18 protein-coding genes, 2 tRNA genes, 2 pseudogenes and 1 riboswitch are annotated in these 23,003 nt (G+C 41.5%); of the genes and pseudogenes, 14 read left to right on the forward strand and 8 right to left on the reverse strand.

Annotated features, from left to right (window positions below):
• The first annotated feature begins 262 nt into the window (after positions 1-262).
• Both NA23_RS01230 and NA23_RS01235 read left to right on the forward strand, forming a co-directional pair.
• Positions 263-1,465: an acetyl-CoA C-acetyltransferase gene (locus NA23_RS01230; protein ID WP_033191400.1), complete on the forward strand. Its 1,203-nt coding sequence runs from the start codon at positions 263-265 to the stop codon at positions 1,463-1,465.
• A gap of 35 nt (positions 1,466-1,500) precedes the next feature.
• Positions 1,501-2,220, forward strand: coding sequence for a beta-ketoacyl-ACP reductase (locus NA23_RS01235; RefSeq protein WP_033191399.1), 720 nt, complete (start codon positions 1,501-1,503; stop codon positions 2,218-2,220).
• A gap of 62 nt (positions 2,221-2,282) precedes the next feature.
• Here NA23_RS01235 and NA23_RS01240 read toward each other — a convergent pair whose 3' ends face one another.
• Together NA23_RS01240 and NA23_RS01245 are read right to left on the reverse strand one after the other, a co-directional pair.
• Complete coding sequence (locus NA23_RS01240) at positions 2,283-3,011, reverse strand: ABC transporter substrate-binding protein (RefSeq protein ID WP_236938432.1); 729 nt, start codon at positions 3,009-3,011, stop codon at positions 2,283-2,285.
• Positions 3,012-3,164: 153 nt separating this feature from the next.
• Positions 3,165-4,148: a thiamine ABC transporter substrate-binding protein gene (locus tag NA23_RS01245; RefSeq protein WP_033191398.1), complete on the reverse strand. Its 984-nt coding sequence runs from the start codon at positions 4,146-4,148 to the stop codon at positions 3,165-3,167.
• 90 nt (positions 4,149-4,238) lie between these two features.
• Positions 4,239-4,350, reverse strand: a riboswitch (TPP riboswitch).
• Positions 4,351-4,481: 131 nt separating this feature from the next.
• Here NA23_RS01245 and NA23_RS01250 point away from each other — a divergent pair.
• Together NA23_RS01250 and NA23_RS01255 are read left to right on the forward strand one after the other, a co-directional pair.
• Positions 4,482-5,495, forward strand: a complete 1,014-nt coding sequence (locus NA23_RS01250) for a polysaccharide deacetylase family protein (protein ID WP_033191397.1) — start codon at positions 4,482-4,484, stop codon at positions 5,493-5,495.
• Positions 5,496-5,519: 24 nt separating this feature from the next.
• Complete coding sequence (locus NA23_RS01255; protein WP_033191396.1) at positions 5,520-6,716, forward strand: MFS transporter; 1,197 nt, start codon at positions 5,520-5,522, stop codon at positions 6,714-6,716.
• On the opposite strand, the gene NA23_RS01260 is transcribed toward NA23_RS01255, so the two are convergent.
• Positions 6,713-8,107, reverse strand: a complete 1,395-nt coding sequence (locus NA23_RS01260; RefSeq protein ID WP_052107103.1) for an MATE family efflux transporter — start codon at positions 8,105-8,107, stop codon at positions 6,713-6,715. The two genes, NA23_RS01255 and NA23_RS01260, sit on opposite strands and share 4 nt — an antisense overlap.
• A 13-nt stretch (positions 8,108-8,120) precedes the next feature.
• On the reverse strand, positions 8,121-9,332 hold the full coding sequence (locus tag NA23_RS01265) for an MFS transporter (protein WP_033191395.1): 1,212 nt from the start codon (positions 9,330-9,332) through the stop codon (positions 8,121-8,123).
• A gap of 280 nt (positions 9,333-9,612) precedes the next feature.
• Between NA23_RS01265 and NA23_RS01270 the strand changes: the two genes are divergently transcribed.
• From NA23_RS01270 to NA23_RS01300, 7 genes are all read left to right on the forward strand, one after another.
• A complete protein-coding gene (locus NA23_RS01270) occupies positions 9,613-11,838 on the forward strand; it encodes an ATP-dependent Clp protease ATP-binding subunit (RefSeq protein ID WP_033191394.1) in 2,226 nt (741 codons plus the stop codon).
• Between the two features lie 144 nt (positions 11,839-11,982).
• Positions 11,983-12,059 (forward strand) — tRNA-Cys (locus NA23_RS01275).
• Between the two features lie 7 nt (positions 12,060-12,066).
• Positions 12,067-12,142: transfer RNA gene (locus tag NA23_RS01280), tRNA-Ile, on the forward strand.
• Between the two features lie 125 nt (positions 12,143-12,267).
• Positions 12,268-12,654, forward strand: a complete 387-nt coding sequence (rpsF, locus tag NA23_RS01285; protein WP_033191393.1) for a 30S ribosomal protein S6 — start codon at positions 12,268-12,270, stop codon at positions 12,652-12,654.
• The gene (locus NA23_RS01290; RefSeq protein ID WP_033191392.1) at positions 12,654-13,064 is read left to right on the forward strand and encodes a single-stranded DNA-binding protein; all 411 of its coding nucleotides are present in this window, start codon (positions 12,654-12,656) and stop codon (positions 13,062-13,064) included. The genes rpsF and NA23_RS01290 overlap by 1 nt, the downstream gene beginning before the upstream one ends.
• Before the next feature lie 33 nt (positions 13,065-13,097).
• Positions 13,098-13,328 carry a 30S ribosomal protein S18 gene (gene rpsR, locus NA23_RS01295; protein WP_033191391.1) on the forward strand — a complete coding sequence of 77 codons (231 nt, stop codon included), beginning with the start codon at positions 13,098-13,100 and terminating at the stop codon, positions 13,326-13,328.
• Positions 13,329-13,422: 94 nt separating this feature from the next.
• The gene (locus NA23_RS01300) at positions 13,423-14,340 is read left to right on the forward strand and encodes a glycoside hydrolase family 191 protein (RefSeq protein WP_033191390.1); all 918 of its coding nucleotides are present in this window, start codon (positions 13,423-13,425) and stop codon (positions 14,338-14,340) included.
• A 23-nt stretch (positions 14,341-14,363) separates the two neighbouring features.
• Here NA23_RS01300 and era read toward each other — a convergent pair whose 3' ends face one another.
• A complete protein-coding gene (era, locus tag NA23_RS01305) occupies positions 14,364-15,260 on the reverse strand; it encodes a GTPase Era (protein ID WP_033191389.1) in 897 nt (298 codons plus the stop codon).
• Between the two features lie 212 nt (positions 15,261-15,472).
• Between era and NA23_RS01310 the strand changes: the two genes are divergently transcribed.
• Entirely contained in the window at positions 15,473-16,672 is a 1,200-nt protein-coding gene (locus NA23_RS01310) for an IS110 family RNA-guided transposase (RefSeq protein ID WP_128998116.1), read from the forward strand.
• Between the two features lie 771 nt (positions 16,673-17,443).
• Here NA23_RS01310 and NA23_RS01315 read toward each other — a convergent pair.
• Both NA23_RS01315 and NA23_RS01320 read right to left on the reverse strand, forming a co-directional pair.
• A protein-coding gene (locus NA23_RS01315) for an IS3 family transposase (RefSeq protein ID WP_145974437.1) occupies positions 17,444-18,720 on the reverse strand; the annotation gives its coding sequence in 2 pieces (ribosomal slippage) (positions 17,444-18,414 and positions 18,414-18,720; 1,278 coding nt in all).
• Positions 18,721-18,762: 42 nt separating this feature from the next.
• The gene (locus NA23_RS01320; protein ID WP_033191386.1) at positions 18,763-20,124 is read right to left on the reverse strand and encodes a sensor domain-containing diguanylate cyclase; all 1,362 of its coding nucleotides are present in this window, start codon (positions 20,122-20,124) and stop codon (positions 18,763-18,765) included.
• A gap of 179 nt (positions 20,125-20,303) precedes the next feature.
• Here NA23_RS01320 and NA23_RS01325 point away from each other — a divergent pair, with 179 nt between their 5' ends.
• The gene (locus tag NA23_RS01325; RefSeq protein ID WP_236938440.1) at positions 20,304-20,939 is read left to right on the forward strand and encodes a 1-phosphofructokinase family hexose kinase; all 636 of its coding nucleotides are present in this window, start codon (positions 20,304-20,306) and stop codon (positions 20,937-20,939) included.
• Positions 20,940-20,958: 19 nt separating this feature from the next.
• On the opposite strand, the pseudogene NA23_RS01330 reads toward NA23_RS01325, so the two are convergent.
• Positions 20,959-22,523 (reverse strand): annotated as a pseudogene (locus tag NA23_RS01330) (IS3 family transposase).
• Positions 22,524-22,597: 74 nt separating this feature from the next.
• On the opposite strand from NA23_RS01330, the pseudogene NA23_RS01340 reads away from it, so the two are divergent.
• Positions 22,598-22,948: pseudogene (locus tag NA23_RS01340) on the forward strand (transposase); the annotation flags it as partial.
• Positions 22,949-23,003 lie beyond the last annotated feature (55 nt).

The following is a 23,003-nucleotide window of genomic DNA, read 5'->3' on the forward strand; positions in this document are numbered from 1 at the left end:
GATATTGATTTTTCAAAATTTTCCAAGTAATTTTAAATGTTCTTAGGTGATTATGAGCTTTGACATGGCACTATGAAAAATGGTCTAATTGTATTGGTTAATGTGATAGGTGATTCATGTTTCACATGAGCTGAAAAGCTGGAAAACATTTAGCGTGGAATCAAATAATTAAGAGATTGGATTTGTCGTTTTTCGATTCGGTTTTATTTTTGAATCAAACATGGGATGTTGAGTAGGCTGGAAGAAGGTGGAGGTGGTTGTTGTGGTCTATATTCTTGGTGCGAAAAGAACAGCGATAGGTACGTTCGGAGGTTCTTTGAAAGATGTTCCCGCAACACAACTTGGAGTGGTTGCAGCCAAGGCTGCAATAGTGCAAGCAGGTGTTCCTGTCGAGGATTTCGATGAGACGATTGTTGGATGCATACTCACAGCAGGTCAGGGGATGGGACCAGGTAGGCAGGTAGGAATTTACACTGGTATCCCTGCAGAAAAGCCCGGATACACGGTGAATATGCTTTGCGGAAGTGGTATGAAAGCGGTTATGATCGGTGCAACAGATATTGAACTTGGTGAAGCGGACCTTGTGCTTGCTGGTGGTATTGAGAGCATGTCGCAGGCACCATTTTTGCTCTCGTACCGTGCAAGGTTTGGATTGAGATTTGGAAGTCAGGAACTGCAGGACCATATGATAATTGACGGGCTAACAGACGTTTTCAATAAGGTCCATATGGGACTTACTGCGGAGGCACTTGCCGAGGAGTTCAAGATATCTCGTGAAGAGCAGGACGAATTTGCGTACAACAGCCAGATGAAGGCAAAAGCTGCAATTGAGGCTGGTAAGTTCAAAGATGAGATAGTTCCTGTTGAGATTCCGGACAAGAAAGGCGTTAAGATTTTCGATACAGACGAACATCCCAGATTCGATACGACGCTCGAATCGCTCGCAAAACTTAAGCCCGCTTTTAAACCGGACGGTACGATAACTGCCGGAAATGCGAGTGGTATAAACGATGGTGGAAGTGCAATAGTGCTTGCAAGCGAAAGGTATATTGAAAAGAAGAGCCTGAAACCACTAGGAAGGATCGTTGCATGGGCTCAGGCTGGCGTGGATCCAATGAGGATGGGATTTGGACCTGTACCAGCAACGGAGAAGGTCTTGAAAAAGGCAGGATTGTCGTTCCAGGACATTGAACTGATTGAATTGAACGAGGCATTTGCGGCGCAAAGCTTAGCGGTTATCAAGGGTTGGGAAAAAGCGTTCGGCGTTACAAAGGAATGGATATTGGAAAGAACAAACGTCAACGGTGGAGCGATTGCACTTGGACATCCAATCGGTGCGAGTGGGAATAGGATTATAGTAACATTGCTTTATGAAATGAAGAAAAGACATGCGAAATACGGTTTGGCAACGCTCTGCATAGGTGGCGGTATGGGAACAGCTGTGATCGTTGAAAATATTGAATAAAAATTTGCACTTTTTAAGATAAGGGGGTTAGAAAGATGAGATTGGAAGGTAAAGTGTGTATCATAACCGGTGCAGGTAGTGGAATTGGAAGATCAGCTGCTGAGTTGTTTGCAAAAGAAGGTGCAATCGTAATCGCTTGTGATGTGAGCGAAGCAACGTACGACCATCCAAATATCCATTTCTACAAACTCGATGTAACGGACAGGAGCAGGATCGCAGAAGTTGTGAAAGAAGTTGTCGAAAAATTCGGCAAAATCGACGTACTCGTGAATAACGCAGGTATCACGCGCGATGCACTAATCCAGAACATGACCGAAGAAGATTGGGACAAAGTCATCAACGTGAATTTGAAGGGCGTTTTTAATATGACACAAGCAGTAGTTCCGTACATGCTTGAGGTAGGAAAAGGTAGTATAATCAATACGTCGTCTGTCGTCGGTGTTTACGGGAACATAGGTCAGACAAACTATGCTGCGACAAAAGCGGGCGTTATTGGAATGACAAAGACATGGGCTAAAGAATTTGCAAGGAAGGGCGCACAGATAAGGGTAAACGCTGTCGCACCGGGATTCATAAAAACTCCAATGACAGAGAAGGTACCGGAAAAGATATTAACGGCGATGGCGGAAAGAGCCGCACTGAAAAGACTCGGAGAACCTATCGAGGTCGCTTACTTGTATCTCTTCCTCGCATCCGATGAATCATCGTATATTACTGGTCAAGTAATAGGTGTTGACGGAGGACTCGTGCTCTGATTCTGATAGAAAATAACGATAAAGAAGGCAAAGGCTCCGGGATGAACCCGGGGCTTTTTAGTTTAGTAACTACCTACGTACGATACCACGATGCGCCGGACGGTACCATTGGTCACAAGTTTGGCAATTGCCTCGTTGAGTCTTTTTTCTAAAGAGTTGTTAAGTATAACTGCTCCCACGCTAATGGTGTAAATCAAGTCTTTGTGAACGTGGAAACCATACTTATTGGACAAATAAAGCGCGTTTATGTAATCAAAGAACGCTCCATCGATCTTTTTGATGAGTAAGTTTGTCACGATCTCTTCATTAGATACGAAAGACGTGTACTTTACCTTCTTTCCGCTCTTAATCCATTCTTGCACGATCTTTTCTCCGGTTGCACCTTTCTTAACCCCAAATGTTATCTTTTCCACATTTCCGTCCCATTTTATCTCGCTTCTGACAACTATAGCAAGTCCAGAGGTTATGTACGGCTGTGTGAATTTGAAAGTCTTTTTTCTCTCCTCGGTCATATGTATCCCACCAGCGACAACATCCAACCCTAGCTTTGGAAGGATTGCGTTATCAAGCGCTGCAAATGGCAGGACGTAGAATTCGACCTGTAATCCCAACTCGTCACCAATGGCATGCCAAAGGTCGAATTCGATTCCGGAAAGTTTGTTAGAAACCCAAAAAGCGTAAGGTTCACCAAGCAACAAGCCCACCTTAAGAAACTGACAAAAAGCAAGAGATGTTAAAAGTGTAATTATCAGAAAAACCAACACTTTGAAAGCGAATTTTGTTAGCATCATACACTCGCCTCCATATACGGTGTCTCTTAATCACCCTCTACATTTTAGACTCCGTAAAAGTTCTTTTCGTTCGACTTCGCATAAGCCCATTGAACGAAAAAAACTCTGGAGGATGATACCTCCAGAGGCTTTTGTGGTTCGTTCGTACGCTTGTTATCCGATAACAGTTTTTTCCCACTTCTTAAGTATCTCGTCTAATCTGTCGTTGATTTTTGGATCGAGTTTCAATATCTTCTTTATAGTCGGTACGTATTTGAATACGTCTGGCAGTTCGATATTGATAACAGGGAGCATCCACTGGTTCAGCGGGACTTCTTTTTGGAAGTCCGGTGTGAGCATGAATTCTATGAACGCACGGGCAAGAGCTAAGTTTTTAGCTCCTTTGACGATTGCTGCGTATTCTTCAAGTACGTAAGCTCCTTCTTCGAAAATGACAGGCATGTACTTTATTGAACCATACTTGTACATGCTGTAAGCACCGTCCGTCGCGTAGCTGACTATCATATCCGCTTCGCCGGTCTCAAGCATCTTAAATGCTGCGCTCCAGCCACTTGTGAACGTGAGCACGTTGCTTTTTACCTCTTTCCAGAAGTCCATTGCCCCGTCTTCACCGAGAGCAGCGATGGTCCACATCAAGAAGGTTAAACCTGTGCTCGATGTCCTTGGATCGATGAGCACAAATTTACCTTTATACTCTGGTTTCAGGAGGTCTTTAAACGATTTTGGAGGGTTCTTTATCTTCTCAACGTTGTAAATCATCGCTAAAGCACCATAGTCGTAAACCGTTCCGTAATCATTCACAAAACCCTTGTAAACAAGGTTCTTTGAGTTATTAGCACGGTATTTCTCGAGTAAACCTTCTTTTATTGCCTTTTGAAGCTGTTGAGGGTTCAATCCAATGACTACATCGGCTTTTGGCGAACCTTTTTCAGCTATCATCCTTGCCAACACATCACCCATCGAACCGAAGCTTACAACTTTGACTTTGCATTTGTACATCCTTTCAAATTTTGGAACGACCACTTTTGCAATTCCTCCAGCAAAGCTGTCCGATGTGTAAATAACAAGTTCAGCAGAGAATATGAAAACCGTCGTCAGAAGTAAAAGCGCTACCATCAGTTTTGTAAACCTTGCCATGCTAATCCCTCCTCCACGAAGACTTTGAAAATAAAAAACCCCTCCGCTTATTTGCTTTACGCTAAGCGGAGGGATGATTAAATGAGTGTCTTTTATCATTGCCCTGGTCCCTCCGCCGGTATTACCCGGATCAGGTTCGAAGGGTCGGGAACTTGACGTTCCCCTCTCAGCCCCGCATTCAGGAGCTCCCCTCCAGGAAATGTGGTTTTCAAGTTTATTGTAACACGAGCTTAAGCCGCTGTCAATGAAACTTAATTCCCGATGTGATTATTTTCTTGCTATAATTAATGAAGATGAGAAAAAGAAGTCTGATATATAAGGGAGAAAGAATGTATGAAGAATAAAAGCTTTCGGATTTGCATTGCTATCCTATCAACTGTCGTTATACTTTTTATCGTCTTTTCAAATTTCACTTCTTGTAAGCCAAAAAGTGTGCAAAACGAAAAAGAGATGCTTCAGTTAAATGATGCAAGAGAAGAGAAATCTGGAATATTGTTGGAAAAGTCAGTTGCTTCTGCTCATAGCGATTCGAAGTTGTTTAAGCCCGTAATTGAGTCGTCAACGACTATAACGACTGCGTACGCTTCCGATGATGAAACGACAACCGAAATGGCTACTTCTGATGTTGTGAATGATTCATACGATTTTGGTGTGTTGTGCAATTTGAATGATAAACCAACCACTGCAATTCAGACCACAAAGTTTGCTTCAAGTTCAAAATGGGAACTTGGTAAACTGTACATGAAACTACCATCAGAAGAGCCTAAATTACTGTTGACAATTGACGATGGCCCTGGAAATTACACAGGTGAGATCCTTGATTATTTAAAGGAGAACAACATAAAGGCGATATTTTTCGTCTCGGGAGATACGGTCAAAAGCTATCCTAACATCGTGAAAAGGCAGTACGAGGAAGGGCACGAAATCGGCACTCATACGTATTGTCACAGAAGTTACTATAAGTTAGAAAAGACAGCAACTATAGATGAGATGAAAGAAACACTTGAACAAGACCTCCAGCGCACGGAAAATAACGTTAGAGATATAGTGCCTGAGATAAAGATAAGGTTCCTCAGAATGCCCGAAGGTTATTACAGGGACTGGGTTGGTGAGATAGCGAAAAAATACGGTTATGTTACATTGAATTGGTCAGCTGCTGGTGATTGGCTTGAAAAACCCGATGAAGAGGTCATAGCGTTCTTTAAATCGCAAATCAGACCTGGGACGATAATTCTGCTCCACGATGGACGAAACAGAGGTAAAAGAGCGCTGAAAATCCTCAAAGAACTCGTCCCATATGCGCTATCAAAGGGATATATGTTTGTTGATCCAAATGAATTCTTTTAGTACGAAGGGAGCGTTTAACTAGGTATGATAAGACACAAAGAACAGATATTCCATAAACTGCATTTACTTTCGTTTGTAATATCTATTCAGGCTTATCTTTACAGTACGTACATAAACTCTGCAGCGGCAAAATTGGGGTTAAGTTTTACGGGAATTGGTTTGATCAACTTCTTTTTGTCCATTGCATATGCTGTTGCAAGCATCACACTGGGGCATCTTGGTACGAAGGTCGGATACAAGAAGATGATATCTATACTATCGGCCTACCTGTTTTTTGTCTCTATAATCGGATTTACTGCAGATTCACCGGGAAGGCTTGTTTTATTTGCGATTCTCCAGGGGGTATTTTTCGGAGCGTTCTTTCCTCAAGTGGAAGGGCTCATAGCAAAATCCGAGCGTTTGTTGAATATAGACCCGCCTTCGATAACTGGCAGATTCACATTATCATGGAGTACGGGGAATATAATCGGTGTGGCGTTTGGTCCGTTCCTTACCGTTAAGGCTCCGCTTGTGATATTCACTATGGGATTGATCGTTTCTAGTCTGACAAGTGTGTTGATTTACATAGATTACAAAAAGCAGAAAGACATTATTATATTTCCTCCATCCAAAAAGCTTCTTGAGCATTCTCAAAACGCCGCAGTTGTTATGAACAAGCAGGCTATGAGAAGACTAAGGCTGGAATACAGGATCATTTTGTTCCTTGGTGGTCTGATTTACACATCCGTTCTGGCAAGCTTTCCTAAATTGATGATGCTTGAAAGGCTAAGGCTCGAAAATGCGGGCTTTTTGACCGTCGGAGCTAATATAGGGGTGTTGCTTACTTTTGTTGTCCTCCAGTCGTGGAAAGGTTGGGTTGGTAACGAACTTGTCTGCGGGTTACTTCTTTCAGTCGCTCCTCTTACTGGGCTGATAGCGTTTTTCGCAAAGACACCGGTGATGTTCTTTATTACTGCACTTTTTGCAGGGCTGAGCTATGCAGTTCCGTACACATTTGCAATTTTCTACGGACTGCTGTCGGAAGAAGAAGACCACGGAAAGCAAGGTGCTTTGCACGAAATGGTCATTGGTCTTTTGTTTGGCATTGGCCCGCTTGTGGGAGGATTATTGTTCGACAAGCTGGGCGGAAACTTGGGATTGTTGGTCTACGCCCTTTCGATAGGAGTGGTCATATATACCGTTCACTATATCTTTAACTCGTTGAACAAAAAGCAAAGCTAAACAACACGTTTTTTATGCCAGTCGGATTTAACGAAAGCGATCCACATGATGAGCACTTCTGCAACTTCGGAAAGTGGGAATGACAACCACAATCCAACAGGACCCAAACGGAGTAAGTATGAGGAGATAAAAACAAAAGGAACCATAACTCCCCATCTACTTACAAGTCCGGAAACCATAGGCACAGAGGTCTTCCCAGAGCCAAAGAACGCACTTGAAAGCCCTGCGCTAAACGATATGAAAAAGAGTGCACAAACGATGTATGGAATACTTTGCATACCTATGTTTATAACCGTTTCGTTGGAAGTGAAAAGGTGAAAAATCTGCTTACGCAAGAAAATCAAAGGCATAAGGATACCTGAAATGACTGTAACACTGTAAAAAGTTGCTAGGATTGTAACTTGTTTTGCAGCTTTCTCGTTATTTCTTCCCAATTGAAATCCCACCAGTGTGCTTGCCCCCATCGAAAGTCCAAATATAGGGATAATCGCAAATCCAAACATCCTTTCGTTAATACCGAACACGGTCACGTACTCGGAGCCAAAAAGAGAAGAAATCTTAATAAGTACAGTGTAGGACAAGTTCCTCAACAACATCTCGATACCTGAAGGCAGACCTATGGTTATCAGCTTTTTGTCTATACTCTTATCGAGTGATAGCAACCCCTTGAGTGAAATCTTCACACCTGAGATACCTTTGAAAAGCACGTATATTCCCCAGGCGAGGGGAACAAAAGTAGAAATCACCGTTGCCCATGCGGCACCGGAAACCCCAAGTCCAAGACCGGGGATATTGATCAACGGGACTTTCTCGAAAATAAAAACGGGGTCTAACAAGATATTCGCAACTGCACCACTTGCCATAGTAAGAGTTGCAAGTGTCGCATGACCGACATTTCTTAAGGCAGTGAATGTGGAGTAGGTCATGAAAAATATAGGCATGAAAAAGATGCGTATGTAACCGTAATGAATTGCGTAAGTGACAACGTCCAAATCTTTAGAGAAAAAGTTGACTACTGGTCTAAAGAAAAGCAACAGAAAACCGGATGCAATAAGTGCGACGAGTGCTTTAAAAACGAGGGTTTGCTCGATAATACGCGATGTAAGGGGTTTATCACCCTTACCAAATGCTTGAGAAATCAATGAAACAGATGATGTACCTATGATTTCGTTCAATATCTCGACAAGCCAGAATATCGTTGAAAATATCACAACCCCAGCTATTGCTTTGTACGAAATCTTTCCGATCCAGAACATATCGATGATGTCGTACAGTGACTGTACTGCAAAACCGATCATGCCGGGAACGGATAGTTTGAAAAGATTCCTTGTCAACGTCTTTCTGTCAGTTCCTTTTTCAAGCACATCTTTGACTTCGCTCAGGTTATCCATAGTCTCCACCTGGTCAATCTTTTAAATGTTTGTACATTCTTATCATAACATACGCATTGGCAAAGTAAAAAATGGAACTTACAACGAATATCCACGTATATCCGTTCTTGAATCTGGTGAGTGCGGCGAACAAATCTGCAGAGAGTGCTCTCGCGACGTTGCTAAGAAATGTGTTCATTCCATTGATCGACGAAAGATAACTGGCAGGTATGTTTGAAAAGACCAAAGCGGTAAGCAGAGGCCCAACCATGTTCATAACCGCAAAGCGTAGGATGTATACTGATGTGAAGGTTATCGGTTCCCTAACAAAACTCAAAAGCACAATTAAGATGGGGACGAAAACATATGAAAATATCAAGACGTTCATGTCCCCGAATTTCCTTCCCAGCTTGTACGAAAAGATGGCACCTATGCTTGTTGCCAACTGCGCCATGGCAAGGATCGTTCCAATCAGCGAAGGGCTAAGATGGAAAAGGTCGTAAAAGATGACGTTTCCAAATGTGACAAACAAACCAGCTCCAAAGCCAACACTCATCGTGGACAAAAAATAGTAAAGTACAACCTTTTTTGCTTGTTCGTTGAGCTTTTTCAAAGTGGAAAAGAACTCTAATACGTTGGTATCGGTATCTGACTTGTAAAGCCTAGTATCGCTGAACTTTTCAATGCTAAGTCTTTTGACAGGAATTAAGGCGAGCAATCTGGAAATACTGGCGCTTATTAGTACAGCTTTCAAAGGGAAAATATCGCCAAGCACACCGCCCAGTATATTCCCCAACACACCCGTGAGCATTCCCACACCGAAGTTCAGTCCCAAGACCTTCGTTCGATTATCTTTTGAGGTTTTCAATATAAGAAGCGTTGACAAAACGATACCTGTAGCAGTTGAAAACCCACCGAAGAAGAAGGAAGAGATACCGAGCTGGACGTACGATTTCGATAGAACCCTGTAAGTTCCGAAGAATACACTCAGAAGATGCGTTGTAAACATGAGCTGTTTTTTATTTACCTTGTCCGCGATAATACCGAACACAAGTCCCAGTAGTGCACAACCCCATAAGAAAAAGGAGGTGATCCGACCAACGTAGGAAGTTGGCATCCCGGAGGTTCGGAGCATCAGATTGAAGATGGTTCCGTATATGCCTTGAGCAAGTCCATCGGTAAAGGTGAAAATAGTGATTAAGCGAGCAGCTGAATTAGTTGATGAAATGTCGGAAGTGTGAGACATATTATCAAACGTCCTCCTCGTACTTTTACCCAGTCTAAGTCTGACTTTTAAGCGAGTGGCAAAATTTTGAAATTAAGTTAGCATATCGAACCATATCCAAATCAATTCTAACATCGCCATTCTTAAAATCAAGTACGGTTTATTGGTAAACATTTTTCTTTGGCCAGGAATTTTTTGAATTTTTTTATTAGCACTCTTGACAACTGATTGCTAATATGGTATACTACTGTCGGAAAAGAAAATTAAACAAAATAGAAATAAAAAGAAGGGAGTGGTTGAGATGACATTCAACCTTGAGGAATTCACGGAAAACGCTCAGGAGATATTACAGTCTGTAACAGATGTATTGAATCGTTACAGGCAAAATCAGATGGCACCTGAGCACATACTTTTGACTATGCTCGAAAACACAAAGAACGCGGCTTACGACATACTAACGCATCTAAACGTAGATGTTGATAGTTTGAGAAAAGATGTTGAGCGCGCTATCACTTCCAAAGGTGGATATTACTACTCTTCCGGCGGAACAGGGCAGATCTATGTGACACCGGATACGACAAAAGTTATCAACGAAGCCAAGCGAGAAGCAAGGCGCATGGGTGACGAAAAGGTCGGAACAGACCACTTGCTACTTGCTATGGCAATCGTCCCAGAAACGACTGTCTACAGGCTGTTGGCAAGGTACGGGGTCACCCAAGACAAGCTCTATACAGCTATCAAAGAACTTAGGATGAAGAGAACGTACTCAGAAGAGGAAAACATCGACGTCTTAGCAAAGTTCACAGAGAACTTGACAGAAATGGCGAAAAACGGCCAGTTAATGCCGGTCGTCGGTAGAGAAAACGAAGTCAATAGGATGATTGAAATCCTCGGAAGGAAGATCAAGAACAACCCGGTTCTCATCGGAGATCCCGGTGTTGGTAAGACGGCTATCGTTGAAGGTCTTGCCCAGAGGATTGTTGCAGGGAATGTCCCTGACTTTTTGAAGAATAAGACTATCCTTAAACTCGACCTTGCAAGGCTTGTAGCTGGGACAAAGTTCAGAGGAGAGTTCGAAGAAAGGCTTAAGAAACTCATCGATGTGCTCAAAAAGAGAACAGATGTTATCCTGTTCATCGACGAACTGCACACAGTTGTAGGTGCAGGTGCTGCTGAAGGTGCATTGGATGCTGGTAATATCTTAAAACCAGAACTTGCAAGAGGTACGCTCAGAGTGATAGGTGCAACAACTGTTGAAGAGTACAGAAAGCACATTGAAAAGGATAAAGCGCTTGCAAGAAGATTCCAAGTCATATTCGTATCAGAACCTTCTGTAGAAGAGACTATCGAGATTTTAAAAGGTCTCAGGCAGAAGTTCGAAGAGTTCCACGGAGTAAAGATCAGCGATAAGGCTATAGAGGCAGCTGCTAAATTATCATCGAAATACATAACGGATAGGTTTATGCCTGACAAGGCTGTAGACCTCGTAGATGAAGCTGCTGCACGTGCGAAGATCGATGGTAAGAAAGAAGTTCAGGAAGAAGACATCGCAAAGGTTGTCGAACGCTGGACTGGAATACCCGTTGGTAAGATAATGGGAGATGAGAAGGAGAAGATCAAAAATCTCGAGAAGCTCATCCATGAAAAGTTCGTAGACCAAGAAGAGGCTGTAAAAGTTGTAGCAAATGCAATAAAGATGTCGCGCGCTGGTATACGCAATCCAAAACGCCCGCTTGGAGTATTCCTGTTCCTTGGGCCAACGGGTGTTGGTAAGACAGAACTTGCAAAGAGACTTGCCGATGTTTTGTTTGGTAGTGAAAAGGCACTGATCAGGATCGACATGAGTGAATACATGGAAAAGCACTCGGTTGCAAGGTTAATTGGTGCACCTCCGGGATACGTTGGTTACGAAGAAGGTGGCCAATTGACGGAACAGGTCAGAAGAAGACCATACAGTGTCGTGCTCTTTGACGAAATTGAAAAAGCACATCCAGAGGTTTTCAACGTACTCCTGCAGCTCTTTGACGACGGTCGGTTGACCGATGGTAAGGGAACAACCGTCGATTTCAGAAATACGATAATCATTATGACAAGTAACATAGGCTCAGACATAATTATCCAGGACATCGAAGATGGTTTGGAAAGTGTGATACCAAGACATATCGAAGAGGAGATGCGCAGGTATTTCAGGCCGGAACTGATCAACAGGATCGATGCAGCAGTCGTGTTCAAACCGCTCAAGAAGGAGCACATCAAACAGATAATCGATATCTACCTCAAAGAACTCAACGAAAGACTTGCTGACAGAAACATTGTTGTTGAGTTGGATGAATCGATGAAAGAGTACTTGGCTACGGAAGGTTACGTGCCAACTATGGGTGCAAGGCCTCTAAGAAGGCTGTTTGAAAACACTGTCGAATTCAAGCTTGCAGAACTTATAATCGATGAGCAAGTAAAAGAAGGTCAAAAGGTGAAGTTTTACTGGAAAGACGAAGGACTTTACTGGGAGATTTCGGATAATAAGTAAATAGAGTGGACATTATCCCGAACCCTCCTCAGGATGTGAATTTTGAGGAGGGTTCTTTTTTTGAATTTTCTATACGATAAAGTTTGTGTTGTTGCACCCTGTTGACAGATAAAAGGTTATGTGGTAGAATGTAACACGCAATGGGGCGACGTAGCCAAGGGGTCTAAGGCGGAGGTCTGCAAAATCTCTATTCGAGGGTTCAAATCCCTCCGTCGCCTCCAGGCGAGTGGGCTCGTAGCTCAGTTGGCAGAGCATCCGGCTCATAACCGGACGGTCGGGGGTTCGATCCCCTCCGAGCCCACCAGAAGATAAAGATGCAGCGGGCATACGCCCGTCTTTGTTTTATGTTTTACAGAAGTTCAATCACAAAATTCCCGCTCTGCTTGACTGAGTAAAGCAGGGCCGATAGACCGAGGGAGGAGGTGCTTTATGAGGATCTACGAAACGATGTTTATCATCAAACCAGACGTACCAGAGGAAGAAAGGAACAAGTTGGTAGAGAACGTTAAGAAGTTCCTGGAGGAAAGAGTCGGAGCACAAGTGGAGAACGTTGACAGATGGGGTATTAGGAAACTTGCCTACAAGATTGGGAAGTACTTCGAAGGTGATTACACAGTTCTCTACTTCAGGTCAAATGGGCAAGGGCTTGAACAACTGGAGAACTATTTCAAGGTGCACCCAGAGTTCATGAGATGGCAAACGTTCAGAAGAGAAGACCTTGAGAAGAAGGAAAGAAAAGCAGCAAGGGCTAAAAAAGAAGAGGTTTCCAACGAGGAAGTTCAACAGGAGGGTGCTTCTGAAGAGAAGGTGGAATAATGTCGTATAACAAAGTGGTGCTTGTTGGAAGGTTAACGCGAGATCCTGAGACAAGGCAGACAATCGATGGAAATTTGGTAACAACATTTACGATTGCGGTCAACCGAGGTAGCAACGGAGACGAAGCTGATTTTATAAGGGTTGTAGCATTTAGAAAGTTGGCGGAATTGGCCCACAACTATCTCCAAAAAGGACGTATGGTCTTGGTTGACGGCAAGCTTAGGATAAACAAATGGAAGACAAACGACGGACAGACAAGATCTACCGTTGAAATATGGGCAGATAATATCGTGTTTGTCGATTCAAGGAAAGGCGAAAGAGAGATTCCAGAAGAGATACCTTACGAAGAAGTTTTTGGAGAAGATGCGGAAGAAGAAGATATTCCCGGCGATGATGAGCCACCATTTTGATGAATTAGGAAACTAAAATAGGAGGGAAGTAGGATGCCAAGAGTAAGGCAGAGAAGAAGAAAAGTTAAAGCTTGTAAGCTGTGCGAAATGAACGTTGAATATGTTGATTATAAAGATACAAAACTACTCAAAGATTTCTTGAACGAAAAAGGTAAGATCCTTCCAAGAAGACTGACGGGAAACTGTGCAAAACACCAGAGAATGGTAAAAACAGCAATCAAAAGAGCAAGACAGATGGCATTGTTACCATACCTCAGGTACTAATTAAATTGAGAATAAACGAAGTCGCCAGTCACCGATTGGCGACTTTCTTTTTCTTTTCATTACTTCAAAAGTTTAATCAAAGAGGTGTTCAAATATGGAAAATAGCATCACTTCAAAGATTGTTTTTACAACCGTCATTGTTGTCTTTTTATTTCCTTTTATCTTAAACCTTTTTGCTATTGAAGTTCCACAAGATTGGATATTATATACGAACGGACCAAAATTAGAAGAGCTGATGCCGGTAAAAACGGATCTGGTTGTCATAGACTACTCAGCTGACGGTACTGATAAAAAGGCTTTTAAGAGAGAAGACTTAGCGCCTTTGAAGGCGCAAGGTAAGAAAGTATTTGCCTATTTGAATTTTGCTGTAGCGGAGGACTGGAGATTCTATTGGAAATCTTTAAATAAAGCTCTTATACTAGGACCACTCGGTGATTGGCCCGGTGAGTACTACGTAAAATACTGGTACTCGGAATGGTATGATGTGGTGAAGCAATACATGAAGAAGATCACAACAGCAGGTTTTGATGGTGTTGTACTGGACTGGATAAACGTCTATCAGCACTCTAAGCTACAGCAGTTGTCTGGGAAAAGTGAGAATGGACTGAAAATGGCTATCGTGGAAAATCTTAGAAAGTTAATCAAAGATTTTCCCAACATCGAATATGTGTTGATAAATGGTGAAGATATCCTGATTGAATTTCCGGAATTCAGGGAAAAAGTGAAATACGTTCTTGTTGAAAGCCTCTTTTTCCACAAAGCTGTTCTCGCGATAAATACGAAAGAGTTTTTCAGCAGACTTAATAAGCTTACTGAGTTGCAAAAATACGGCATAACAATACTTTCTGTTGAGTACATCGATAACGGAAATCCATTCGATAGTACGAACGCAGAGCGTATAAACACGTATGTAAGCTTGGCAAGAAAATATGGATTTCGATACTACATCGCACGTCTGGATATGAAGCTCAACGCTGTTAATGTTCCAAGGGTACCGACAAGAAAAGACTAAAAAATAAGTGGTGTTTGGCTTTCTCAATCTAAATCATCACGCATGCCTACTTCGTTGAGGATTATAAAATCCTTGTTCCTCCAGTCCTTCTTGACCTTCACATGGAGGTCCAAATAAACCTTTGAACCTAAGAAGTATTCAATGTCCTTTCTTGCGCTTTCTCCGATTTTCTTTATCATTCTACCTTCTTGTCCGATGATTATGCCTTTCTGACTCTCTCGCTCAACGTAGATGTTGGCTCTGATGTAAACAACTCCATTTGGCCGTTCTTTAACCTCCTCTACAATCACGGCAACGGAATGGGGGATCTCTTCGTACGTGAAGTGGAATATCTTTTCCCTAATCAACTCAGCGGCGATGAACGAGAGAGGTCTATCGACTATGATATCCTCTGGATAAAGCTGAGGACCTTCAGGTAAGTGTTGCTTGATCTTTTCAACGAGCTCGTTCAATCCTTCCCCAGTTACAGCTGACGTTCGGACCACGTCCAGAAGATTGTTCACGTGTTTTCTGATTAGTTCTTCTATCAAGTCGGCACGTTCACCATCAACAAGGTCTATCTTGTTGATCACACCTATCGTTGGTGTTCCAGATTGGTTTATGTAATTCGATATGTGTTCTTCCGGTGTTTCAAATCCTTCCTTTGCGTCAATTGTGAAGAGCAACAGGTCAACGTTTTTCAATGCTTGGACCGCAGCTTTGACCATGTACTCGCCAAGCCTGTGCAACGGTTTGTGTATACCCGGTGTGTCGACGAATATAATCTGGGATTCAGGGTCGGTGTATATAACATTTATTCGGTTCCTCGTTGTTTGCGGTTTGTCCGATACAATAACAACCTTTTTCTTCATTATTGCGTTAATTATAGAAGATTTTCCAACGTTTGGTTTACCGACAAATGAGACAAATCCACTTTTCACCTTAACACCTCCTACATAAAAATATGGTATAAATAATTTAGCTTAAAAAAATTGAGGGCAGGACAACTTATGTCACCTTGGCTTTTAAGCCATTTTGGGAGTCTGTTGCCTGCCTTTAACCATGATAAGTTGGTTGGGCTTTCAGCCCTCGTCAGCATGGAGGATTGGTTCAGTAGGCTCCCTGCCCTCATCAATTGAAAGGAGGTTCTTGTATGAATAACTTCTCCATATTCGTCGGCATCGATGTTTCCAAGGATAAGTTCAACGTCTGCGCTATCTCTAATCCCAGTTCCATCATCTTCGAATCTTCTTTCGATATGTCCCAGCAAGGCTTTTCCTCCTTCGCAAACAAACTCTCTGCCTTCCCAAAACAATCCATCATCATCGCTATGGAATCTACTGGCTGTTATCATCTCAACCTTCTGGCTTTCCTTTCTTCCAACGACTTTGCTTGCGCTGTTTTTAATCCTCTAACTGTTAAAAACTTTGCTTCTCTTCGAAAGACCAAAACCGACAAAATCGATGCTCGCATTATCGCTACTGCTTTGTTTTACCTACAACATCAAATTCCTTCTTCTGCTTTTGTCAACTCTGAGCTTCGTGATATTGTCAGAGCACGCGAAAACATTATCCACCGCATCGCAAAAGTTAAAGACAATATCGAAAAACTGCTCAACGTTCTTTTCCCTGAACTCGAAAGAGTTACCAATATCTACAGTGACACTATCCTCAATCTTCTTTCTCATTTCCCTTCTGCCAAGGCTATTCAAAAGGCTCGTAATCTGGATGTGTTCTTTTCCAAAGACCGTGGCAGAAGTACAAAACTTAATGCTCAAAAACTTAAAGAACTCGCTAATAACTCGATTGCTCAATATTGGCCGATGAAAGAAAAGATTCTTGTGCAAAATATCAAAGAACTACAATTTTTACAGCAACAGCTTGAAGAATACGACAAGATGATGAAAGAATATTGCGAATGTAGTGCGATAAACCTTGATATCGAGATACTCACGTCAATACCAGGTATTGGTGAAAACAGCGCGATGCATTTCTTGGCAGAAGTTGGAGATATCTCAAGATTTAGTACATACAAAAAACTCATTGCGTATTGTGGACTCGATCCAAGCATTGCCCAATCAGGCAAAAGCAAAGTAGAAGGACACATATCGAAAAGGGGCAATGCCCACCTAAGACGAATACTATGGCTAATGGCAGTGAGTGTAGTGATTCACAACGAATATTTCCGAACATACTATGAACGAAAAAGGCAGCAAGGTATACCGTACAAAAAAGCGATAATGTCAGTAGTACACAAGTTATTGCGAACGTTGTACGCAATGTTGAGAAAGAAAGAGAAGTTCAATATTGATTATGCTATCTCACACTCAAAACAAAAATTTAATTTTGCATAGTTGACTCCTTATCATTCAATTGAACACTTGAATAAGCTTTCATATATATTATAAACCTCAATTCTCCGTTTGTCAATAAAAACATATGAGTAATTGTTCAAGTGTGTTTATCTTTTAGCTTTACGGTCAAGACCGCCACCTCTAAGCGCAGCGTAGGTGGGTTTTAATCAGGTGGAGTAGACTCTCCATCTGATTCCCCGATGTTTCAGCTTGCTGAAACGAGTTCACTTATTAGATTATCCCCAAGTATAAATAGAAAAGAACCGCCCATCAAGAAGTATTTCTCCTCAATCGGCGGTCAAGTTCATTTTAAATTAATACATCAATCTCTACTCCAAACTTAAACTCAACGGTCAGCTTATTATCAAATACCGTAACTTTTTCAATAAGCCGCCTTACCAGTTGCTCATCATATTCCTCCAGCTCATAGGACTGTTCATTCAAGAAGTCTGTCATTTCAGCTATTCGCTGCTTCTTCCTTCACGCTCTGCATTTTTAACCAGCGCATTTTGCTTCTGCTCCCGCAATCGGTAATCCAATTATGTCTCCTGTAGTTATTTATAATAGTATAAGTACTCTTCCCCTACTGGCGGCTATCTTAATACGAGCTTATAGGTTTACTTCTATTTCTAACCCTGACTTAAACTCTACCACTAGCCTGTCATTATATACAGTTGCCTTTTCAATTAGTTTTCTAACCAGTTTATCATCCCTATATGTTAGGATAGTTGTCGTAAAGAAAATAGCGGATTGACCCCCTAATTCCGGAGATTATGCACTGAATTCTTGGATTTTCACACCATTGCTCATGAATGCTTCATAAAACTTATTCGGAGCCATATATTTTATGCTTCCATGTATTCTTCTCTCGTTATAGTATCTCATGTACTCGTTTATAACACCATATACTTCCTTAAAGCTCTCAAACTCATACCGGCTATAACACTCATATTCCAGTATCGAGTGAAATGATTCTATATGCGCATTCATATTGGGCGTCTTTACTGGTATCCTCTCATGTATGATGCCCAGTTCTTCTACTGTATCATTGAACAGTTTAGAAACAAATTGTGGGCCATTATCTGTCCTTATCTTTGGTAGGCTGGTACAATCGTTAAGCCCTCTCGCCGCTAATGCGCTTTTTAGCACCCTGCAAGCGTCTTTGGCTGTGCAGGATAATCCTACATAATAATCTATTATTGACCTGTCATATACATCTATAATCGATAACTGAAAGAAAAACCTATCCTCTCCCGCTATATAGCCATATTTTATGTCCATTTCCCATAGCTGATTTGGAGCGTTTACTGTATCCATTTTAGCTAAATGTTTGGGATGCCTGGATACTATTACCCTCTGTGGCCTCAATATCCCCATTTCATCACATAATCTATATACTTTCTTGTGATTGACCGCTATATTGTAATCCCTCTTTAATGACATCGTAAGCTTGCGATAACCATACGGATAGCCATCAGAGCATATTAGTTCACTTAAACACTCTTTTATTTCTTCATCTGATATTTTGCGGCCATCATAGGTGAAAGAATAACCTGGCACAGGCCTGCCATGATGATTGCTCTTATCATCTTCGATTTCTTCTTTCTCTTTTTGCTCTTTATTTTGCCTGTTTATGTTTTCATAATAAGTGGATGGTGCTAAACCGACAAAGCTTAGTACAAGGCTTGCCTTATACCCCTCGGAAATCCACTTTTTAGCCACTTCAACTCTGCCGGTCACCGAGGGTTTACTGTATCCCTCAAATCTCTCAGGATAGCAAGCTCAAGCTCCTTTTCTCCAAGCAGCTTCTTTAATTGAACGTTTTCCTGGCTTATGGTTTCTAAGCGCTTTTCCGCTTCTGATAGCCTCTTATTCTGATTTTTAGGCAATGGTTTAATAGAGCCTCTCTTTTTAGCAGCATAAGTCCAACCGTATATTGTTTTAGGAGATAAATTATGCCTGCGGGCTACCATAGCAACATTGCCAACTTCTTCACATTCTTTTATTATTTGCTCTTTAAATTCTTCACTGTATTGTTTTTGTGTCATAATTATCTGCGCCTCCCAACGCTTATTTATATGTTATCATAGTTAAGATATATTGTCCAATCTCGTTAGGGGGCTTAATAGGTTTATGACTTTGAATTTCTTCAGATCCAAGAACATGCAACATATATTCTTTCCATCTCTCTTTGCCAAAGCCATTAGTTTTTCGGATTCAATCTCCAATAGTCTTCTGTTGGGAAGGCCTGTTAGACTATCGTGTGTAGAAAGGTATTGGAATTGCTCCTTTTGTTGCTCAAGTTCTCTCTCCAATGCTATTCTTTCAAATAGTACACCAAGTTGATTGGCAAAGACAGTCGCTATTTTCTTTGAATCTTCGGTGAATGCATCTTCCTTCTCAAAGTTATCCAAATTTAGAAATGCAACAATTTCATTATTTACTATAACTGGAATAGACAAAGTTGATTTTATCTCGTCTATCCTTCCATATTTGGTCAAAATATCTAAATTTTCTGTTTCTCCAAAAGTTTCCCTATCAAATTCTCCGAGAGCCTCTATTTCTTTAATTTCTCCTTGCGTACCTTGAACCAATTCATTTGGTCTAAGTCTTATTTTTGACAGTTGTTCGAAATTGTAATCTACGCAACCCGAAAACATGAAATAGTTGCCTTCTCTAATAAGCACACTCCCACCTTGTGCACCGGGTACGATTTCAACTGCCTTTTCTATCATGTACTGATACGATGGTTGTAGTATATTTTTTAGTACTGCTTGAGTAAATTCATTTATCGCCTGCAATGATTTTCTTTGACTCTCCAAAGACTCTGATACATGTTTTTCAATGTTGACGCGATGCTTTTCGGAAAAAAATAGAATTAAGAGCAGAACCATTACGATGGTAACGAAGAAGAATAAAGGAACAGCCAAATTGTTAAATGAGAACAATCTCTTATACTTCAAGTTGTAGACGAAGGGTTTTCCATCTTCAGATAATCTGATGGGAGTATTGGGAACTAAGCTTAGGAAACTCTGTGCGGGTATTTCAACGATGGCAATTTTGTCTGGTACATATTTAATTGCCGAGTTGTCTAAAATCTTGAATCGTATCACCATCATCATTCCGTTATTTGAGATTTCGTACAGCGTTTTTGGTGGGACACTCTCAATTATCTTGATGTCTTCTATTTTGGGATAGTTTTTCTTTATATCTTTGATCTGTTCATCTATGAAATCAAAATCGTTATTTACTATGGCATCGTGCATCTCATCCCATTGAAAATAGCCAGCACTTATCGACTTTGCGAAAAAGTCGGTCTGCGCTACAAAATAGGCTTTCAGCATACTGAATTGGTTCATAAATGGCGCGTCGTACACCAACTGGGTCATGATTCCAGAGACCAATATTAGTACAACAGCAGAAAGAAATATTAACCATTTTCTTGAATTCATTCTCTTCAGCACCTCTGATTTGAGCTGATTTGAGTATAAAAATTCTCAGTTACATATTCAAATTATATCACATTGTCACTATTACATTCTCCTCTAGTATAACCTGTAGTATAATATAATTATAATACATATGAACAACGAATATTCAAAGAAGACTATATTGAGTAGGAGGAAAAAAGATGATTTTTACACTTACTATGAATCCATGCCTTGATAGATACATTTATGTTGACAAACTTGTTGTCGATGATACGATCAGAGCAAAGAAAACTGTCGATTATCCGGCCGGAAAGGGAATAGATGTTTCCAGAGTGATAAAGGAGCTCGGTGGTGTATCCGTTGCAATCTCGTTGATTGGTGGAGATACCGGTAGAAAATTGGAAGAGATGCTCGATAAAGAAGGCGTGATCTACAGTTCCATAAGGGTACCTCAAGAGACGCGTCTTAATGTGATATTAGAGACAAAAGAGGGGCAGTATAGGATAAGCATGCCAGGTGAAAAAATCGGCGTCAAAAAGCTTGAATCAGTACTCGATGTATTGCATGCACTCGTTAGAGAAAATGATACTGTTGTTGTCTCGGGTAGTTTGCCAAGTGGCGTCTCATCTGACTTCTACACAGGAGTAATCTTTACACTCAAGCAGTGGGGAGTAACTGTGTATTTCGATGCCGATGGCGATAAATTAATTGCAGGACTAATCGGACAACCTGATTACATAAAGCCAAACTTACATGAGTTTCAAAGATTGGTTGACAAAGAGATATTGAATGTGACAGAGATGATTGAGGAAGCAGAGCGGTGTTTGTCAAGATAGTTGTCGCATTAAATTTTATTTACATAGTTCCCCCGATAGCCAAATCAAGTTCCTGCTCTCTTATTGGATTTAAGGCAACTACCTCCGGCAATGTCCAATCCCTAATATTCCCTGACCACCTTGATGGATGCCTGGCCTTACTTCTTTCATAGACTTTTATACGGTTTCCCAAAATCTTTTTATCCAGCCCATAATGCCTTTGATAAGGGGTTATGAAATTAATCCCGCTATGCAGATGAGTAAGGTTATACCACCTCACGAAAGCTTCGACCCATTGCCTTGCTTCTCTTAAGCTCGAGAAGCCTCTAAAGGGATATCTGGGGCGATATTTCATCGTCTTAAAGAGCGATTCAGAATATGGATTATCATTGCTTACTCTGGGCCTTGAAAATGAACTTTGAACCCCTAGTTTCTCTAATGTAGCTAAAAAGGTTGCGGCCTTCATGGGGCTCCCATTATCCGAATGTAATACTAACGGCCTTCCCTGGATTTCCTGAGTAAGTACAGCCTTTTTTATGAGTTCTTCGGCATATTCAGCCTTTTCGGTTTCCCATACTTCATAAGCGACTATGTATCGGCTGAATATATCTACTATCATATAGAGTTTGTAGTATTGCCCTTTAACAGCCGCATCTAACCAGGTAATATCCCATGTCCACACTTGATTGGGAGCGGTGGCTATATGGGTGGGTGGTTCTCTTTTGACCGGCTGCTTACTACGGTTCCTATAAGTGTCCATCTTCTCATCCTTTAAGATGCGATAAAATGTTGATTCCGACGCGATATACTCCCCTTTATCTGCTAGTTTGGGTACGATTTGGCATGGAGGCAGATCGGCAAACTCGGGGCTATTAGTTACCTCAATGATTTTTGCCCGTTCTTCTTCTGTCAGTTTGTTTTTAGGAGAAGGCCGGTTGATAACAGGCCTTTGATCTTCATTGATGATGCCGCTCCTAGTCCAGCGTTGATATGTCCGGTCGCTAATGCCTAATACCTCACAAGCAGGCTTTAGCCTGGCCCCGGCAGCTCTTGCTTCATTGATCAGCTTTACTGCTGTTTCGCGATCTGAGGCGCTGATCAGTCTTCCTCGTGGTCCCCCCAAATCGCTTCGGCTTTTTTTTGAAGCACTAACAGTGCGGCTGCTTCAGCTAATGCTTTTTCTTTCCTCCGAAGTTCTTTCTCAAGAAGTTTGGTCTTCCGCCTCTCCTCCTTTAGATTTTCTTCTAATTCCAGAGGGTCTTTGGCATTTGATCCATTGGCATTCATGCACTGTTTACGCCAGCTTTTAACATCGTCCATAAATAATCCCTTTCTGCGGCAATAGGCCGCTAACTCCTGCTCTGTAAGGGTCGAGGTCTCAAGTACCACATGAAATTTATCCTCTGTGCTCCATTTACCTACAGCAGACGTATTCATTCCTGTCTCGTTTTTCGACCTTATCCAATGATATATTGCGCTCTCAGAAACCCCTAATTCTTTCGATAGACCTGCCACTGTATCATCGGTTGGTGGCTCAAGCCTGTTGAGGACTAACTCTTTAAATTCCCGGGTATAATACCCGTTTGCCTTTCTATGTTCCGACATTGTAAAACCTCCTTAGGATCTGCCGTATTTTTATTATACACTATTTTCTTTACGACAACTATCCTAACATATAGGGTAAGCTAGCTGCATATTTTGGCATTGACCCCTCTGTGAAACAGTCAGGTCAATTTAAAGGCACTCAAAACAAAATGTCCAAACGCGGCTCCAGGCTCTTGAGGAGGGTCATATTCACCACAGCGCTTGCTAATATTCGCAAGAAGCGCAATGGCGAGAATATTAACCCAGTGCTTTATGAGTATTACCATGAAAAATGCAAGAGTAAACCCAAAAAAGTAGCTCTTGGTGCCGTTATGCATAAACTTGTCAATATCATTTTTGCCGTTCTTAGGGATAGAAAGCCGTTTGAGTTAAGAAACCCGGAAGAACATGCAAAATTGCTTATAGCAAAGAAACTGGCGGTTTAATACAACATGCTCGATATTTAGTTTTCAAAGAACAGCCGACCAGCCTGCTAATTTT

The organism is Fervidobacterium islandicum, assembly GCF_000767275.3.
Lineage (GTDB): Bacteria > Thermotogota > Thermotogae > Thermotogales > Fervidobacteriaceae > Fervidobacterium > Fervidobacterium islandicum.